This window comes from Paractinoplanes ovalisporus (assembly GCF_016834655.1).
In the GTDB taxonomy this organism is placed as follows: domain Bacteria; phylum Actinomycetota; class Actinomycetes; order Mycobacteriales; family Micromonosporaceae; genus Actinoplanes; species Actinoplanes ovalisporus.
On the sequence record NZ_JAENHP010000026.1, the window covers coordinates 54,671 to 70,188 of the forward strand.

Here is a 15,518-nt window from a genome sequence, read left to right on the forward strand (position 1 = left end):
TGTCGGGCGGTCGGCCCAAGGTTGTATGGACTCAACCGGACATCACACCCAGCCGACCTGTCACCGGGTACGTCGTGGTGCGGGTGCACCACAGTGGCCGTCAGGTCGTTTGCACCCTTCCGGCCGCCACCCGGACCTGTGTCGACAAGGCGCCACCGGCCGGCTCGGTGTCATATGTCGTCCGGGCGACGGCGTCCACTTGGACCGGCCCCGACAGCCCTGTGTCCGAGCCACTACTGATCACCGCCGTCGCCGCGACGCTGGCCGCGGTGACGGTTCCCGAGAATGCCCCGGCGGCGGCCCCTGTGACTGCCGCTCCCGATCTCGCTCCGACCAGTGCGTCCTCGACCAAGCCGGCCGGCCCATCCACCACCGAACCGGCCGAACCGAAGAACGAACCCACGACTCCGCCCACCGAGAACGTCATCGAACCTCCGCCCGCGACCTCACCCGCGGAGCAGAAGCCTTCGACGAGCGCACCCGAACCGTCCGCCAGCGATTCGGCTCCGTAGGCATTCCTCATAGGTGGGGAAATGATCGAGCCCGCGGCGGGGTCCCACGCCGCGGGCTCGATCAGTATCCGGATCCGGAACGGGTCCGGTAATAGCAACAAAAGACTCTTCCATCGGGTGATTCCGGGGTTTCTGAGCAACGCCCCGAGTTCTGTGCCCGATCGTGAAAGCGACTACGGATCACGGGCGCCCCGCGCTGCTTGCACTCAGCAATCGGCTTGCCTCGGGAAACCGCTGGTCAAAAGCGGTGACGCCAGTGAGCGCCGCTCTTCCCTCTTTGGGATTAAGCCGGACAGTCGCAAGTGTGCGATTTATGCGCGCAGAACCGCGGACGGAATGCCGATCACATGACCCGGGGTCGTCAGCGACCGTTGTTACACACGAGTCTCGCACCTGTCGCTGAGGAGGAAGGGCCCCGCATGCACATCCCCACCCGACGGCCTGCCCCGAATTCGGCGGGGGCACGGTCATGATGAGGCGCGAGGTTCTCACCCGGCTTCGGGAGGGCGGCGGCCTGCCCAGCCGCGACCCCCACGGCAACAGGATGCCCGACATGCACATCGAACTCGACCCGGCCGAGCACGAGGAACCGACGTGGGAGGTGCGGCGGCCCGACACGGGCCGCAAGCGGCGCCTCGACCGGCGGACCCGGATGATCCTCGGCATCGCCGCCATCGCCGCGGTGGTGGTCAACGCCGGCGCGGCCTGGGCCTACTGGCAGATCACCGGGTCCGAAGTGGCCTCGACCGACGGCGCCCCGGTCGAGCTGGCGCTGCGCGCGCGGTCGGACCTCAACAAGTCGTTGAAGCCGGGTACGACCGGCGACCTGATCGTGACGGTCACCAACGACAACGGCTTCCCGATCAAGATCACGTCGGTGACCAGCGGCGGGACGGTCACCGCCGACCCGGAACACGCCAAGGCCGGCTGCACGACCACGGGCGTCGAGCTGTCCCGGGCCCGCTTCGACGTGACGTGGGAGGTGAGCCGCAACGCGATCGGCGCCTTCAACGTGCCCGGGGGCCTGTCCATGCGCAAGGGCACGAACCCGGCCTGCGACGGCGCGACGTTCACGGTTCCGGTGCGGGTCTCCGGCGTACGGGAAGAGGGAAGTTGACCCTCACTCGTATCTGAGCTCCTCGGTGGTGGTGACGCGACGGGCCGCCGGAAGCAGCACGCCGACCGTGGTCGCGAGGACGAGGGCGGAACCGACGGCCACCGGCGCGAGGACGGCCGAGGCGCTGAAGAGAACCGGCACCTGGGACATGCGCATGAGCACGGCGCCCAGTCCGACGCCGACGCCGATGGCCAGGGCCAGCCCGGCCAGCACGGGAACGAGGGCCTGCAACAGCACCGACCAGATCACTGTGGAGCGTCGCGCGCCGACCGCGGCCAGCACACCGAGCAGCCGGCGCCGGTCGTGCAGGCGGGACGCCACGTCGAGCAGCAGGCCCACACCCATCATCAGCAGGATCACCGCCGAGCCCAGGTTGAGCGCGACCCGCAGGGAAGCGAACTTGTCGTACTCGGGGGCGATCGCGGTGAACTGCGCGAGCGGGTCGATCTCGGCCGCCAGCCCGCGCAACTGACCGGCCGCCGTGCCGGGAGCGTCGTCCCCTTCGTACATCCTCGTCTCGACGAACCACGGTTCGGCGCGGGCCAGCGACGCGGGCACGATGCTCGGGGTCAGCAGCAGACCGACGTTGACACCCTGCGCGTCGGTGCCGACGAACCGGGCCGGACGAGCCCCGGCCGGAACCGCCACCTTGGTGCCGGGTGTGGGTTCGATATGGCCGGTGTCGAGGGTGGTGACCGTCCGGCCGGTGTCGCCCTGGACGAACGCGTCGCCGTCGGCGCACCGGTCGAACGTCGCGATCTGCCGGAGGGTGGCACAGTCGCCGACGACGAGGTAGCCGGTTCCGGTGGCGTCCCGGCCGCCGTACAGGATGTATTTGGCCACCGTGCCGGCCCGGATCCCGTCGACCTGCTCGAACGTGGCGGTGCGCTCGCGCATGGCGGCGGGTGTCTGTCGTCCGGGGGCCTGCAGGACGTACGCGGGATCGGCGGGGTTGTCCGGGGTCGCGCGGCGGACGCTCGCGGCACCGAAGAACGTGTGCAGGGCGATGGCCCCGGTGACCGCGACGACGATGCCGGTGACGGCCCGGGTCGACGCGGCCGGGTTCTGGCGCAGCTGCTGCGACGCGAGCTGCCAGGAGGCCGACCCGCCGGGAAGCACCCGGGCGACCAGCGGCACCAGGTAGGGCACGAGCGGGATCAGGGCGATCACCAGCAGGACCACGCCGAGCCCGGCCCGGTCCTCGTCGGGGTTCGCGGCGCCGGCGAGCACCGGCTGCAGCAGCCACAGACTCGCCGCGAGCGGCAGCAGCCGCCACCACAGCCGGCCGTTCCAGACCGTCGAGCGGCGGAACACACCCAGCGGCTCGACGGCGACACCACGGAAGCCGAGCAGGGTCATGCCGGCCGACAGGGCCACAATGACCGCGACGACCAGCAGAGCCAGGACGGGCACGGGACGGATGTCGGCCGGGAAGACGCTGACGTCGAAGAGCCGCAGGTCGGCCGCCCGGCCGCGGACCACCAGGTAGAGCAGTGTGCCGGCGGCCAGCCCGAGCCCGGCCGGAACCAGGCTCTCGCCGAGCGCGATCCGCAGCACGGCCCGGCTGTCCGCACCGACCAGGCGGATCGCGGCCAGGCGACGGTCGCGGGTGTCGGCCCCGAAGCGCAGCGCGGCCCCGATGAAGATCGCTACAGGCAGCAGCAGGGTGGCCAGCATCGCGGCCACGACCACGTACGTGCCGGGGCCGCGCTCGCCCTCGAGGACGTAGCCGAACCGGTCGACCCGCCATGAACCGGAGCCGACCAGGCTCTCGGCGCGCTTGTAACCGGCGTAGTACGCGTACTCGTGCGGCCCCGACAGCCCGCTCGGCGCGATCGTGCCGATCACCTCGTACGGCATCTGTCGGCGCAACGTCTCGCCGTCCGGCCCGGCCAGCGCCGCCCGCAACGCCGGGGAGGCGTACATCTGCTGGTCGCCGGGGAACGCGGGTACCCCGGGCGGCAACGGCGCACCGGGCGATTCGGGCCAGATCAGCCTTCCCCGTACGGCGTTGCTCCCCCACTGCGATTCGACGCCCGCGACGATCAGCGTCTCGCCGGGCGGCACCTCAACCCCGGCCACGCTGTCGGCGCGGGCCTCCATGCGGGCCTGCCGGGCGTCCAGCATGACCGGCACCGAGGCGCCCAGCAGCAGCGCCGCGGCCCCGATGGCGACCCCGGCCGTGGCCATCGCCGTCCGGAGCCAGCCGCGGCGGCCGCTCGGAAACGCCAGCCGGACGCCGAGGGCCAGCTCGGCCATGATCCGCCTCATCGCAGTTTCCGCCGTTCCATCACGCCCTGCCGTGTCATCGCGGCCGGCCGCCTCATCGCCGCCTGCCGAGTCATCGCCGCCTGCCGAGTCACCGCCGCCTGCCGAGTCGCTGCCGCCGGCCGTGTCATCGCGGCCTGCCGCCTCATCGCACGCCCATCCGCTCGGAACTGCGGCCGTCGCGCACGACGATGCCGCGGTCCGCGTACGCCGCCACCCGCGCGTCATGGGTGACCAGCACCACCGCCGCCCCGGCCTCGCGCGCGGCGGTGGTCAGCATCTCCATCACCTGCTCGCCCGCGACCGAGTCGAGGGCGCCGGTCGGCTCGTCGGCGAAGATCACGCGCGGGCCGGTGACCAGGGCCCGGGCCACGGCCACACGCTGCTGCTGCCCGCCCGAGAGTTCCCCGGGGCGGGAGCGGGCCTTGTCGGCCAGGCCGAGCCGGTCCATCAGACCGGTGGCGCGGCGTTCGGCCGTACGACGGGAAACGCCGTCCAGACGCAGCGGCAGGGCGACGTTCTGCAGCGCGGTGAGCTCGGGAACCAGCTGCCCGAACTGGAACACGAACCCGAACTCGCGGCGGCGCAGGGCGCTGCGCCGGACGTCGTCGAGCATCGACAGCTCCTGGCCGTCGTAACCGACGTGGCCGGCGTCGGGGCGGGTCAGTCCGGCCGCGCAGTGCAGCAGGGTGGACTTGCCCGACCCGGACGGGCCCATCACGGACACGATCTCGCCCGCCCGTACGCGCAGGTCGGCTCCGGCCAGGGCGGTCGTGGGCCCGTACGCCTTGTGCAGCCCCTGGGCGTCGAGAAGCGTGCTCATCGACCCGCCTTCGGCGCGCACGCCCGCGGTCATCGACGCACCTGCACGGCCAGGTCGTCCAGCAGGGTGGCGGTGTGCTCGAGCCAGCGCAGGTCGGCGTCGAGGTGGAACAGCGCGTGGTCGCAGATGATCCGGTCGGCCAGGTCGCCGGCCTGTTTGCGCCGGGTCAGCTCACGCATCGCCACCAGGTGTTCCTCGCGCTGCACGTCGAGCACGGCGGCGGCCGAGCGGCCGGTGAGCAGGGCGCCGATCACCTTGGCGTAGAGGTCGCTCTGCAGGTACTGGTCGGGCTTCTCCGGCTCGTCGAGCCAGCGCTGCACGTCGGTGACCCCGGCGTCGGTGATCGTGTAGCGCTTGCGGTCGGGCCCGGAATCGCCCCCGACCCCGTCGACCGTGACCAGGCCGTGGCGCAGCAGCTTGGCCAGCGTCGTGTAGACCTGCCCGTAGTGCAGCGGCCGGTCGCCGGCGAAGTGCTGGTCATAGGCGCGCTTGAGGTCGTAACCGTGCTGGGGCTGCCCTTCGAGCAACGCCAGGAACGCCGTGGCGATCGTCATGGCGGGCCACTATACACATGGAGGTATAGCCGCGCCCCGGCCTCATTCCGGCTCGAACGGCGACCCGCTCGGGCCCGCCGGCGCCCTCACTCCGGCTTTGACGGCGACACGCCCGGGCCCGCCGGCGCCGTCACTCCGGTTTTGCTGGCGACACGCCTGGGCCCGCCGGTGCCTCACTCCGTCGGCGCTCGGTCCGGCTCGGACGGCAGCGCGTGCAGGGCCCGGCGGTGACGGCCCACGCTTTCGGAACCGTGCAGCAGTTCGGCCCGCAGCGAGCGGTGATGGCGGCCGTTGTGTGCGGTGAGCTCGCGGACCTCGTCCGGGACGACCACCGACGTACGCAGAACCGCACTGGCTCTTTCCGCCGAGTCGCGGGCCACTTCGACGTCGTGGGTGGCCGCCTCGATGCCGTCGGCCACCACCCGGGCCATCGCCTCGCCATAGGTGCGGGCGTCCTGGATCTCGCGCTCGTGGATCAGCGTGGCCTCATGCTCGCGGCGGCGGGCGCTGCGGGCCTCGTTCCGTTCGTAGGCGTTGCCCCGGGACGCGAACTTGAGGCCCACGGCGGCGCAGTCGAGCGCCACCAGCAGCAGCGTGATCCCCAGATAGAAGACCCCGACGCCCCAGAAGTCGCTGGTCACGAGGTGCCACATGGCCGCCGTACGCGCACCGAACCCGGCGTCGGCCTTGACCGCGACGTCGTTGGCCTCACGCTGCTCGGCGATCCGGCGGGTCAGTTCGGCCTGCTCGTCGGCGCGGGCCGAACGTCCCGAACGCTGGGTGTCGAGCAGGCGACCGGCCTGCACGTCGAGCGACGCGGCCTCGTCGTCGAGCGACCTTGACCGCCGTACGAGCTGATCGCAGTAACCGCCCGAGGGACATCCGGCCGCCCGGGTCACCCCGTTGCCGGCCGAGTCGTCGACCGCCTGCTGATAGAGCCTGCGGGCATCCTGGCGCTTCTGCCCGGCCGAGTCGGTCAGGCTGCGTACGGCGGCATCGTCCGCGGCCGTCTCCTGCTTGAGCTGGGCGATCCGGGTCGTCCAGGTGCCGACCACGCCCGTCCGGTCGATCTTGCTGAGCTGCTGGTTGTGCACCTCGTTGAGCCGCGCGTCGATCTCCCCCTGGTAGCGCGAGAGCATCAACGGCTCGGTGATCAGCACAGCGAACAGCAGCGCGAGTCCGAGGCGTCCGGCGTACAGGCCGATGGTGGGTTTCTTGAGAAAGGTTTTCGGGTCGGTCGACTCGAGGTCGTCGTAGCTGATCGCGACCCGCCCGACCACCGCCCGGTCATAGGCGACCACGCCCGCCGCCACCAGCGGACCGACCAGCCAGCGGTACCACGGGTGTGCGTAGTTCGACCCGGCGTCGATGAACGCGGCGCCACCGATCGTGGCGTACACGAAATAGAGCAGGACGAAGACGCCGATCGCGCTGTAGAGCACCCGATCGGTGTGCGTGGTCACGCTGGCCGGGTTGACGTTCGCCACCCGCAGCAGCACGTCCCTGCGGTCTCTGCGGCCCTTCGGCATGCAGCCGAGTCTTACGGATCTTGCGGTACGGCGTGCCCGAAACGCCGGGTTTACTGCCCGCTGAGATCGGGCTCCGTGATCGTCACCCGCACGGTCACCGAGGCCTGCACCGTCTGCGGCTGCGGATCAACCTCGAAGCCCGCCGCCGAGTCGGCCGCTCCCGCCATCTCGAACGCGGCCATCCGCATCATCGGCTGCCCACCGCCCAGCCCTTCGTCGGCGATCTCGACCAGCTTGTCGACCTGGGCCCCCACCGCCGCCGCGTATTCCCGGGCCCGGCTCAGCGCATCGGCGATAGCCTCGCGCCGCACCTCGGCCCCCGCCCGGCTGCCCGGCCGCATCTGCCACCACGGCCCCGACACGCTCGCATGCTCGAGCCCCGCCACCTTCAACAGCAGCTGCCCCAGAGGCTCGAAGTCGATCACGGTGATCGTCGTGGAGATGCTTCCCGTGTACGCCACCACGCGCTCACTGCCCCGCTTGAGCTCCGGGACAACGCGCACACTCCCGGTCTCACGCCGCTCGACGGCGTCCCCCGCTTCGGCCACCAGGGCGTGCAGCTCACCGGAGCGCTCCACCAGCCGGCTGACCACAGCTTCACGGTCACGATCGCGAGCAGTCAACGTGACGGTAACGAGAGCCAGCTCAGGAGCCACCTCCCGAACCGCTTCCCCCCGAACCGTGATCATGGGTCGCTCCACCATGCCCCGACGCTACCCGCCAACCCCAACTCCCGCCCCCGACGCCCACCCCTGCCTCGCCTCGCCTCGGCCGAACCCGACGCCACGTCGCCGCCGAACCACCGTTTCGCCCTTGCCACCCCGACGCCGCACGCCCGCCGCCAAACCATCGCCACTCCTTGCCACACCCCGACGCCGCACACTCGCCGCTAAACCACACCCACACCCCACCCCGACACCGCACACTCGCCGTCAAACCATCGCCACATCCACACCCCACCCCGACGCCACACATTCGCCGCCACGCCCGGCGCCGCACCTTCTACCCACGCCCGCCTCGCGCCCCCCGCCGCATCTCCGACACCCACGCCTCGCCGCCAGGAACGACCGCGACGAACACACCAGAAGCGCCGGCACGAAGTGCGCACGCGAACGAGCCCTCGTTTTGAGGAAGGACCCGCTCGGCAATCGAATACACCCCGCGACGCCCAAGCAGATCCACCGCGATACCAACGCGAACGAGCCCTCGTTTTTGAACACGCCAACTGCACGACCGCGACGAACACACCAGAAGCGCCGGCACGAAGTGCGCACGCGAACGAGCCTTCGTTTTGAGGAAGGACCCGCTCGGCAATCGAATGCACACCGCGACGCAGCAACGCCTCTCACAGCCAGCGCCCTCAGCAGCAATCAGCGAACGAGCCCTCGTTTGCGGGCACGCCAATCGAAAACCACGACGACACACCAGCAGCGCCACTACGGAGGTGCGTCACGGGCGATTCAGCACGAACCGGCGTCTCTAGTGGACAGCGCCGAACGGCCGACGTGACCACGACGTTGAGGGCGCACGACGCGCGGGGGCTGCTCGGCCAAGACGACGTTGACGCCCAAGCGCTAAGCCAAGGCGCGGACGCTCAAAGGCAGGAGCTCACCGGCCGGGGCGTAACTGGCTGCGGACGGCGGGCGGGAAAGTTCGGCCAGCACGTCGCGCGCGTCGGCGCTCAGGTGGTCGGTGTCGGAAGGCGTGACCGGGCCGATGTCGGCGCCGGCGATGCGGCCGCCGCGTGTGTGCAAGTGGAACAGGCCGCGCGGGCCGATGATGACGCGTAGGGACGGCTGTTGTCGATCCTCGTCGATCAAGCGGTATGCCTCGGCGATGCGTGAACGGGCCGTGGCCTGGCCCTCCCCGCGCTGCACCAGCGGGGCCAGCGCGGCCTGCATGCGGGCGGCCTCCAAGGCCTCGAGCAGGGCCGCGGCGACACGCGCGGGGCCCAATGACGGCCACCAACCGGGTCGTAGCCCTATGTCTACGCAACGACCCACCGGGTCGACGACCGCATAAGCCGTGCCTGTGCGGTCGAGACCGCGGAAATTCTGCGAATGTGTGGTCACCGGCGCTCCCCCGATCTCCGGTACTACCGAGCGTAGCGCAGCCACGGGGACCGCCGGGGGCCGCGGAACTGTGCCTGATCAGGAACTTCGGCGTGCCCGAAGGAGCATGAGGACGGAGACGCCGACCACCAGCACGAGCGCGCCGACGGCCACGATCAGCCACGGGGGCAGGCCGTGATCCTCTGTGGAGGACCCCGCGGCGGGGGCTCGCGCGCCGGTCTCGGTCGGCGGCACGGTCGCCTTCTCTGTCGGTGCGGCGCGCGGGGCAGTCAGGGCGGCCATCAGGTCCATCTGGCCGACGCCGTAACTGTTGTCGCGGCCCTCGGGGCCCCGGTCGACCGCGGTGGACATCAACCGGTCGACGACCTCGTCGGCTCGCATGTCGGGGTAGCGCGCCCGGATCAGGGCGACGGCCCCGGCCACCAGGGCCGACGAGACGCTGGTGCCGTTCGTGACGTCGTAGCGGTTGCCGGGCCGGGCGACCGGGATCCCAACCCCGTACGTGACCAGGTCGACCTCGGGGCCACGGTTGGAGAACGAGGCGATCCGGTTGTCGCGGCCGACCGAGCCGACGGCGATCACGTGCGGGAACGCGCCCGGCTTGGTGACCTTGCCGCCGCCGTTGCCGGCCGAGCCGACCAGCACCACGTCGTTGGCGTAGGCCTCGGCGATCGCGTCGGCGAGCACCTGGTCGGAGGCCAGGTTGAACGACATGTTGACGACCTTGGCGCCGTGGTCGGCGGCCCATTTGATGCCGTTCGAGACGAGCAGGTCGTCGTTGACCGGCCGGATCGGCATGACCTTGCTGCGCGGAGCCACGCCGAGCAGCCCGGCACCGTCACCGTGCCCACGCCCGGCGATCAGGGTCGCCATGCCGGTGCCGTGCGGGCCGGTGTCCACATTGTCGGAAGGCTCGTCCCGGGTGACGATCCACCCCGGCACGGTCGCTCCCTGAAGATCCCGGATCCGCGTGTCCACACCGGTGTCGACCACGGCGACGGTCACTCCCGCGCCACCTTTGCCGAGCCGCTGCGCCTCCTCCAGCCGCATGGGCCCGAAATACCACTGCCGATCCCGCCAGCTGTCCGCCCGCGCCGGCACGCCGGTCAACAGAACCACCATCAACGAGGCGAACACCGCCGCCACCATCCGCCCCGCCCACGACCGCACGGGATGAACCAACCCGGCGGACGGACGAACCGACCCAGCGGACGAACGAACCGGCCCGGCGGGTAGATGAACCGACAGCGCGCGCAGAGGAACCGACAGAACGCGCGCAGGAACCGACAGAGCGCGCGGAGAAACCGGCCCGGCAGTCGGACGAACCAAAAGCGCGCGCAGAGGAACCGACAGAACGCGCGGCGAAACCGGCCCCGCGGGCGGGCGAACCGGCCCAGCGGGCCGTACGAGCGGAACCAGCTGGGTCACCCCGACGGCCCGGATCCACCGCGCCGGCCCCACCCGCGCTGTGGGCCGAGCCGGCCGGGTCACCCTCGGCGGCCGATCACGTTGGGGCCGGGATCGTGCCGGTCGTTGTCGATGCCGGGGTTGATCACCGGGTTGACACCCTCGGCGACCTGCCACGGGTTGTCGGGGTCGAAACCGGGCTGATCGTCCCCCGCCCCCGATCGCGAGGCACCCCGGCCGCCCGAGCCGCCCGCGAAGTTGTGGCGATCGGGGCCGACCGGGTCGTCGGGCAGCCAGGCCGGCCTCGGCGCACGAGCACCGGTACGACCCGCGCCGACACCGCCCGCACGGCCACCGACCGCACCGACGCCGCCGGCACCACCGATCGGGCCGCCAATGCCTCCGACGGCCGGAGCGGAACCGAAGGCCTCCACGTCACCGGCACCGGGGCGGATGCCACCGGCCTCGTCACCGTCGCGGCGACCGGAACGGCCACGCCCGCCCGGGCCGCGCAGACCACCGATGCCCCGACCACCGCCCGCGCCGGGCCCACCGACCCCGCTGAGGCCGGGACCGACGCCGCCACGACCGGCCACCCCGCCACGACCGGGCTCACCGGCGATGCCGCCGATGCCGGGCCGGGAGCCCGCACCACCGGCACGTCCACCCGGACCACCGATTCCACGACCGGTCGCACCCGGGCCCGCGACTCCACGACCGCCGGCCGCACCCGGCCCGCCGATCGAGCCGGGCTGGCCGATGACAGCACCGGACGGCAGCGTGCGACCGGTGACCGGCCCACGGCCGGTAGCGCTGATCGGAGGCCGCCCACCAGGCACTGGGCCTCCACCCGGCAGGATCCCCGGAACAACCGGCGGCACACCGCCCACCGGTGCCGGCCCGGGAACCGGCCCACCGCCGGTGACGGGCCCACCGGGACCACCGATCGGCGCCGGCAGGGTGTTCGGCGGATTGATCACACCGGCGAGGTCGGGCCCACCGGGACGCGTAACCGCGCCCGGACCGCCGGGCGAGCCAGGCGAACTCGAAGAATCAGGCGAGCCAGGATCGGGGTCGGGCGTCTCGAAGTCGGGCAGCACCGGATCCTGCCCCGGCAACGGCGGCGGCGGGTCGTGCGGCACGCTCGTGCTGACCCCGCCGGAACCCAGACGCCCGGAGCCCCCGGAGCCCGGACCACCGCCACCCGGACCGCCGCCGCCCGGTGGCGGCCACTCGTCGCCACCCTCGCCGACGGTGAAGTTGAACGGGTCGGGCACGCGCAGATCGGCCACGGCGTCGGAGACCGCGTTCTCCATGGTGATCATGTGGTTGCGGGCCTGGTCGTCGAGTTCGTCCTCGGCGCCGTCGAACCAGCGCGGGACCAGGTCGTCGCTCTTGTCCTTGTACTTCTCCCAGATCGGCTCGATCGCCTTCTTGGCCGTGTCGAGCGCGTTCAGGATCTTGTCGAGGCCACCGGCCGTGGTGTCGGCGTCGGTGGCGGCCGTCTCGAGCCGCGCCATCAGCCGGTCGAGCTCGTTGACGAACGCCTCGGCCGACTTGTTCTGCTCGGGCGGCCAGGCGGCGATCAGGTCGGCCTTGGCGGTGGACAGGGCCTGGTGCTGGCTGCGGATCGACCCGGCCAGCCGCCGCCACCCCTGCACCTGCTCGCGGGCGAGCCCGTCCTCCTCGTTCATCACCATCGACCACAGACGGGGCGTGTTGAACGCGCTCCAGTTCGTGCAGTAGCTGCTGGTCAGCACCGGATCGCTCATATCGCCTGCCGCCCGCCGTGTGGAATGTGGCTCTCGGCCGCCGCGCGTTTCGCGGCCGCCTCGGTCGCGGCCGCCGCCAGCGCGCTGTTGATCCAGTCGGTGCGGTCGGCCGCACGCACGTCGGTGGCGTCGAGGGCGGCGGCCACCTTGGCGGCCGCGTCGGCCAGCACCCGGGCCGCGGCCATGTATTCCTCGACGTTGGCCGTCGATGACTGGACGCTGAGGGCGTATCGCGCCTTGGCCGCGTGCACGCTGCCGCTGGCGTTGTTCGCGCCGAATCGCACTCCGGTCCCGAAGGACACCCGGGCATCGGAATAGCCCGGCTCGAGGGTCCGGGACGTGTCGTCCTGGACCTGGTCGGAGAACTTGTTCAGACCGTCGGTCTCGACGTTGATGCCGTCACTCACGACCGCCTCCCCGTAGCTACGTCGTCTCGCAACGCACCGAGAGTAGCGACCAGTGTCGAACTCAGGGAGGCCCGAAAGGAGGGGTCACCAAAAACTAAGGGAGGGCCAGACGAGCGACCGCAGCCGCAACCCTCTCATCGGTCGCCGTCAACGCGACCCGCACATGCTGCTCGGCCGCGGGGCCGTAAAAAGCACCGGGAGCAGCCAGAATGCCCCGCTCAGCGAGCCAGTCGACGGTCTTCCAGCTGTCCTCACCACGGCTCGACCACAGATAGAGCCCGGCCTCGGAGTGGCTGATCTCGAAACCCGCCCCGGTGAGCGCCGCCCGCAGCTGGTCGCGCCGGGCCGAATAGAGCTTCCGCTGCGCGGCCACGTGTTCCTCGTCGCCCAGGGCGGCGATCATCGCGGCCTGCACCGGCGCCGGCACGATCATGCCCGCGTGTTTGCGCACGGCGAGCAGCTCACGGATCAGCGCCGGGTCGCCGCCGACGAAGCCGGCCCGATAACCGGCCAGGTTGGACCGTTTGGACAGGGAGTGCACGGCGAGGACACCGGTGTAGTCACCACCGGTCACGGCGTCGTCGAGCACCGAGACCGGCTCGGTTTCCCAGCCCAGCGAGAGGTAGCACTCGTCGCTGACGACCACGACACCCCGCTCGCGCGCCCAGGCGACGACCTTGCGCAGGTGCTCGACCGGGAGCACCTTGCCGGTCGGGTTGGACGGCGAGTTCAACCACACCATGCGTACGGAGGAATCGGGCCCGACCGCCGTGAGCGAGTCGGACCGGACCGCCCTGGCGCCGGCCAGCCGCACCCCGACCTCGTAGGTCGGGTAGCCGATGGACGGGATCACCACCGTGTCGCCCGGGCCGACGCCCAGCAGCGTGGGCAGCCACGCGACCAGTTCCTTGGAGCCGATCGTGGGCAGCACCCCCACGGTGCCCGAGGCGCCGCACTCCCGGGCGAACCACTCGCCGATCGCCGCGCGCAAAGCCGGCGTGCCCGCGGTGAGCGGGTAGCCGGGGGCGTCCGACGCCTCCGCGAGAGCGCGCCGGATCAGCGGCGGGACCGGGTCGACCGGTGTGCCGACCGAGAGGTCGACGATCCCGTCGGGGTGTGCGGCGGCCCGGGCCTTGGCCGGTTCCAGCAGATCCCACGGGAAATCCGGCAGGGCCGCGGAGACGGTGCTCAGGTCACTCCGCCTTCGGCGGCAGGCCGGCGATGAACGGCGTGTCCTTGTCGATCTTGCCGACCTTGGCGGCGCCGCCGGGCGAACCGAGATCTTCGAAGAACTCGTAGTTCGCGTTGGCGTAGTCCTTCCACTGATCGGGGACGTCGTCCTCGTAGAAGATCGCCTCGACGGGGCAGACCGGCTCACAGGCCCCGCAGTCGACGCACTCATCGGGGTGGATGTAGAGCATCCGGTTGCCCTCGTAGATGCAGTCGACCGGGCATTCCTCGATGCATGCCTTGTCGAGCACATCGACGCATGGCTCAGCGATGATGTAGGTCACGGGTCTTTCCCTCCAAAGCCACGCCGCGGGGACCGCCGGCGACAGTTGCAGAGCCTAGTATCCCCGTCGGAGGAGGTGACACGTGCTCCGTCGGCAGGATGTGGGACACCGGGTGGTGGTACGCCGAATTGTAGGCGTTACCCCCGACCGGACTCTCTACACGGATGCCCTCGGTGAGCTGGTCGATCTCACCGACACCGATCTTACGATCGCGACCGCCAAGGGCACTCTCCGTGTGCCTTTGCGTGAGGTTCATCGCGCCAAACGCGTTCCCCCGGCTCGGCGGCCCCCCGCGGCCGAAGTGATCGCGCTTGAGTTCGCAGCAAACGACGCCTGGCCCGCCCCGGTCCAGGCCACTCTCGGAAATTGGATTCTGCGCGCCGCGGAAAACTGGACAGGAAGGGCTAATTCGGCCCTCGCCGTCGGCGATCCGGACCGCCCGCTCGAGGCCGCCATCGACGCGGTGGTGGAGTGGTATTCGGCACACGGCCAGCGCCCGCTGATCAACGCGCCGATGCCGCTGGCCGCCCCGGTCAATGCCGCCCTCGACACCCGCGGCTGGGGCGCCCGGCCGCTCACCCTGGTGCAGACCACCCGGCTGGCGGCGCTGACCGACCGCCTAGCCGCCCGGCCCGACCTGTCCCCGGTCGAGCTCGCCGACACCCCGGGCGACGACTGGTTGGCCATGGTGGCCGAACACAAGGGTGACCTTCCGGCCGCCGCTGCCCGCATCCTGACCGCCCCGCCCGAGGTCGTCTTCGCCCAGCTCCGCGACGCCGACGGCGACCTGCTTGCGGTGGGCCGGGGCGCGGTCACCGGCCCCGACCGCTGGCTGGGCGTGTCGCTGCTGCAGACCGCCCCGCACGCCCGCCGTCAGGGCATCGCCCAGCACGTGCTGCGCGGCCTGGCCCAGTGGGGCGCCCAGCACGGCGCCTCACGGGTCTATCTGCAGGTCGAAGAGCGCAACACGGGCGCGGTCGCGCTTTATGGCCAGGTGGGCTTCGCCACCCATCACACCTATCTGACCCGGGAAGCACCCGAGGGCTGACGCCGGGTCAGCGGCGGACGATCTTGCGCGGCTTGGCCTGACGGGTCTGGGAGTAGGCCTTCAGCGAACGCGAGCGGTAGTCGTGGCCCAGGGCGACCGAGATCCAGTAGCCGACCAGGGTGCCGCCGCCGGCGAAGGCCGCGTAGAGCGCGATCTGGGCGAAGAAGTGGTCGGAGCCGCCCGAGAACGGCTGGTCACCGCTGACGAACGGGCCGGCGATCAGGGTCAGCACCATCGCGCCGGCCACACCCAGCACCCAGTCGGGGACGAGCCACTCCGAGGGGCGGCGGTGGTGCGAGACGATGAACGTGTAGACCGCGAGGACCACGCCGATCAGCGCGAACATGACGATCGTGGTGCGCGTCTCGGCGGCGTCGTTGTCGTCGAAGGCGAACCGGGTGACCAGTCGGGCCACCACGTTGATCGCGAACAGGCCGACCGCCAGCGCCGCGATCGGGAACCAGCGCTGCTGCCTCATGTGCCCTCCCGGGACCC

Annotated in this window: 15 protein-coding genes; 2 read left to right on the top strand and 13 right to left on the bottom strand. The window is 71.4% G+C overall.

Translation table 11 applies throughout. From position 1 onward, the window contains the following. Positions 1-100: 100 nt before the first annotated feature. Entirely contained in the window at positions 101-652 is a 552-nt protein-coding gene (locus JIG36_RS44025) for a hypothetical protein (RefSeq protein ID WP_203382848.1), read from the bottom strand. Positions 653-1,065: 413 nt separating this feature from the next. Between JIG36_RS44025 and JIG36_RS44030 the strand changes: the two genes are divergently transcribed. Beyond that, positions 1,066-1,629 carry a hypothetical protein gene (locus JIG36_RS44030; protein WP_236049462.1) on the top strand — a complete coding sequence of 188 codons (564 nt, stop codon included), beginning with the start codon at positions 1,066-1,068 and terminating at the stop codon, positions 1,627-1,629. 3 nt (positions 1,630-1,632) lie between these two features. Here the strand turns inward: JIG36_RS44030 and JIG36_RS44035 are convergent, their stop codons facing one another. From JIG36_RS44035 to fdxA, 11 genes are all read right to left on the bottom strand, one after another. Next, entirely contained in the window at positions 1,633-3,900 is a 2,268-nt protein-coding gene (locus JIG36_RS44035) for an ABC transporter permease (RefSeq protein ID WP_236049464.1), read from the bottom strand. A gap of 142 nt (positions 3,901-4,042) precedes the next feature. After that, on the bottom strand, positions 4,043-4,720 hold the full coding sequence (locus JIG36_RS44040) for an ABC transporter ATP-binding protein (RefSeq protein WP_203382850.1): 678 nt from the start codon (positions 4,718-4,720) through the stop codon (positions 4,043-4,045). 29 nt (positions 4,721-4,749) lie between these two features. Continuing rightward, positions 4,750-5,274, bottom strand: coding sequence for a PadR family transcriptional regulator (locus JIG36_RS44045; RefSeq protein WP_203382851.1), 525 nt, complete (start codon positions 5,272-5,274; stop codon positions 4,750-4,752). Positions 5,275-5,447: 173 nt separating this feature from the next. Next, positions 5,448-6,803: a DUF4407 domain-containing protein gene (locus JIG36_RS44050; protein ID WP_203382852.1), complete on the bottom strand. Its 1,356-nt coding sequence runs from the start codon at positions 6,801-6,803 to the stop codon at positions 5,448-5,450. A gap of 50 nt (positions 6,804-6,853) precedes the next feature. After that, positions 6,854-7,507 carry an SIMPL domain-containing protein gene (locus JIG36_RS44055; RefSeq protein WP_203382853.1) on the bottom strand — a complete coding sequence of 218 codons (654 nt, stop codon included), beginning with the start codon at positions 7,505-7,507 and terminating at the stop codon, positions 6,854-6,856. Between the two features lie 870 nt (positions 7,508-8,377). Next, positions 8,378-8,758, bottom strand: a complete 381-nt coding sequence (locus tag JIG36_RS44060) for a hypothetical protein (protein ID WP_203382854.1) — start codon at positions 8,756-8,758, stop codon at positions 8,378-8,380. Between the two features lie 195 nt (positions 8,759-8,953). Then, a complete protein-coding gene (locus tag JIG36_RS44065; protein ID WP_307873155.1) occupies positions 8,954-10,012 on the bottom strand; it encodes a S8 family peptidase in 1,059 nt (352 codons plus the stop codon). Positions 10,013-10,362: 350 nt separating this feature from the next. Further along, positions 10,363-12,054 (bottom strand): hypothetical protein, encoded by a 1,692-nt coding sequence (locus JIG36_RS44070; RefSeq protein WP_203382856.1) that lies wholly within the window; start codon positions 12,052-12,054, stop codon positions 10,363-10,365. After that, positions 12,051-12,461 carry a hypothetical protein gene (locus JIG36_RS44075; RefSeq protein WP_203382857.1) on the bottom strand — a complete coding sequence of 137 codons (411 nt, stop codon included), beginning with the start codon at positions 12,459-12,461 and terminating at the stop codon, positions 12,051-12,053. The genes JIG36_RS44070 and JIG36_RS44075 overlap by 4 nt, the downstream gene beginning before the upstream one ends. A gap of 94 nt (positions 12,462-12,555) precedes the next feature. Then, a complete protein-coding gene (gene dapC / locus JIG36_RS44080) occupies positions 12,556-13,653 on the bottom strand; it encodes a succinyldiaminopimelate transaminase (RefSeq protein WP_203382939.1) in 1,098 nt (365 codons plus the stop codon). Position 13,654: 1 nt separating this feature from the next. After that, a complete protein-coding gene (gene fdxA, locus JIG36_RS44085; RefSeq protein ID WP_203382858.1) occupies positions 13,655-13,975 on the bottom strand; it encodes a ferredoxin in 321 nt (106 codons plus the stop codon). Positions 13,976-14,057: 82 nt separating this feature from the next. On the opposite strand from fdxA, the gene JIG36_RS44090 reads away from it, so the two are divergent. Continuing rightward, on the top strand, positions 14,058-15,023 hold the full coding sequence (locus JIG36_RS44090) for a GNAT family N-acetyltransferase (protein WP_203382859.1): 966 nt from the start codon (positions 14,058-14,060) through the stop codon (positions 15,021-15,023). Positions 15,024-15,030: 7 nt separating this feature from the next. Here the strand turns inward: JIG36_RS44090 and JIG36_RS44095 are convergent, their stop codons facing one another. Then, positions 15,031-15,501 carry a hypothetical protein gene (locus tag JIG36_RS44095; RefSeq protein WP_203382860.1) on the bottom strand — a complete coding sequence of 157 codons (471 nt, stop codon included), beginning with the start codon at positions 15,499-15,501 and terminating at the stop codon, positions 15,031-15,033. Positions 15,502-15,518: the final 17 nt, after the last annotated feature.

Excerpts from the sequence above, each read along its gene's own strand:
- JIG36_RS44030 (WP_236049462.1), top strand. The coding sequence starts at position 1,066 with ATGCACATCGAACTCGACCCGGCCGAGCACGAGGAACCGACGTGGGAG.
- JIG36_RS44035 (WP_236049464.1), bottom strand. The coding sequence starts at position 3,900 with ATGAGGCGGATCATGGCCGAGCTGGCCCTCGGCGTCCGGCTGGCGTTT.
- JIG36_RS44040 (WP_203382850.1), bottom strand. The coding sequence starts at position 4,720 with ATGAGCACGCTTCTCGACGCCCAGGGGCTGCACAAGGCGTACGGGCCC.
- JIG36_RS44045 (WP_203382851.1), bottom strand. The coding sequence starts at position 5,274 with ATGACGATCGCCACGGCGTTCCTGGCGTTGCTCGAAGGGCAGCCCCAG.
- JIG36_RS44050 (WP_203382852.1), bottom strand. The coding sequence starts at position 6,803 with ATGCCGAAGGGCCGCAGAGACCGCAGGGACGTGCTGCTGCGGGTGGCG.
- JIG36_RS44055 (WP_203382853.1), bottom strand. The coding sequence starts at position 7,507 with ATGGTGGAGCGACCCATGATCACGGTTCGGGGGGAAGCGGTTCGGGAG.
- JIG36_RS44070 (WP_203382856.1), bottom strand. The coding sequence starts at position 12,054 with ATGAGCGATCCGGTGCTGACCAGCAGCTACTGCACGAACTGGAGCGCG.
- JIG36_RS44095 (WP_203382860.1), bottom strand. The coding sequence starts at position 15,501 with ATGAGGCAGCAGCGCTGGTTCCCGATCGCGGCGCTGGCGGTCGGCCTG.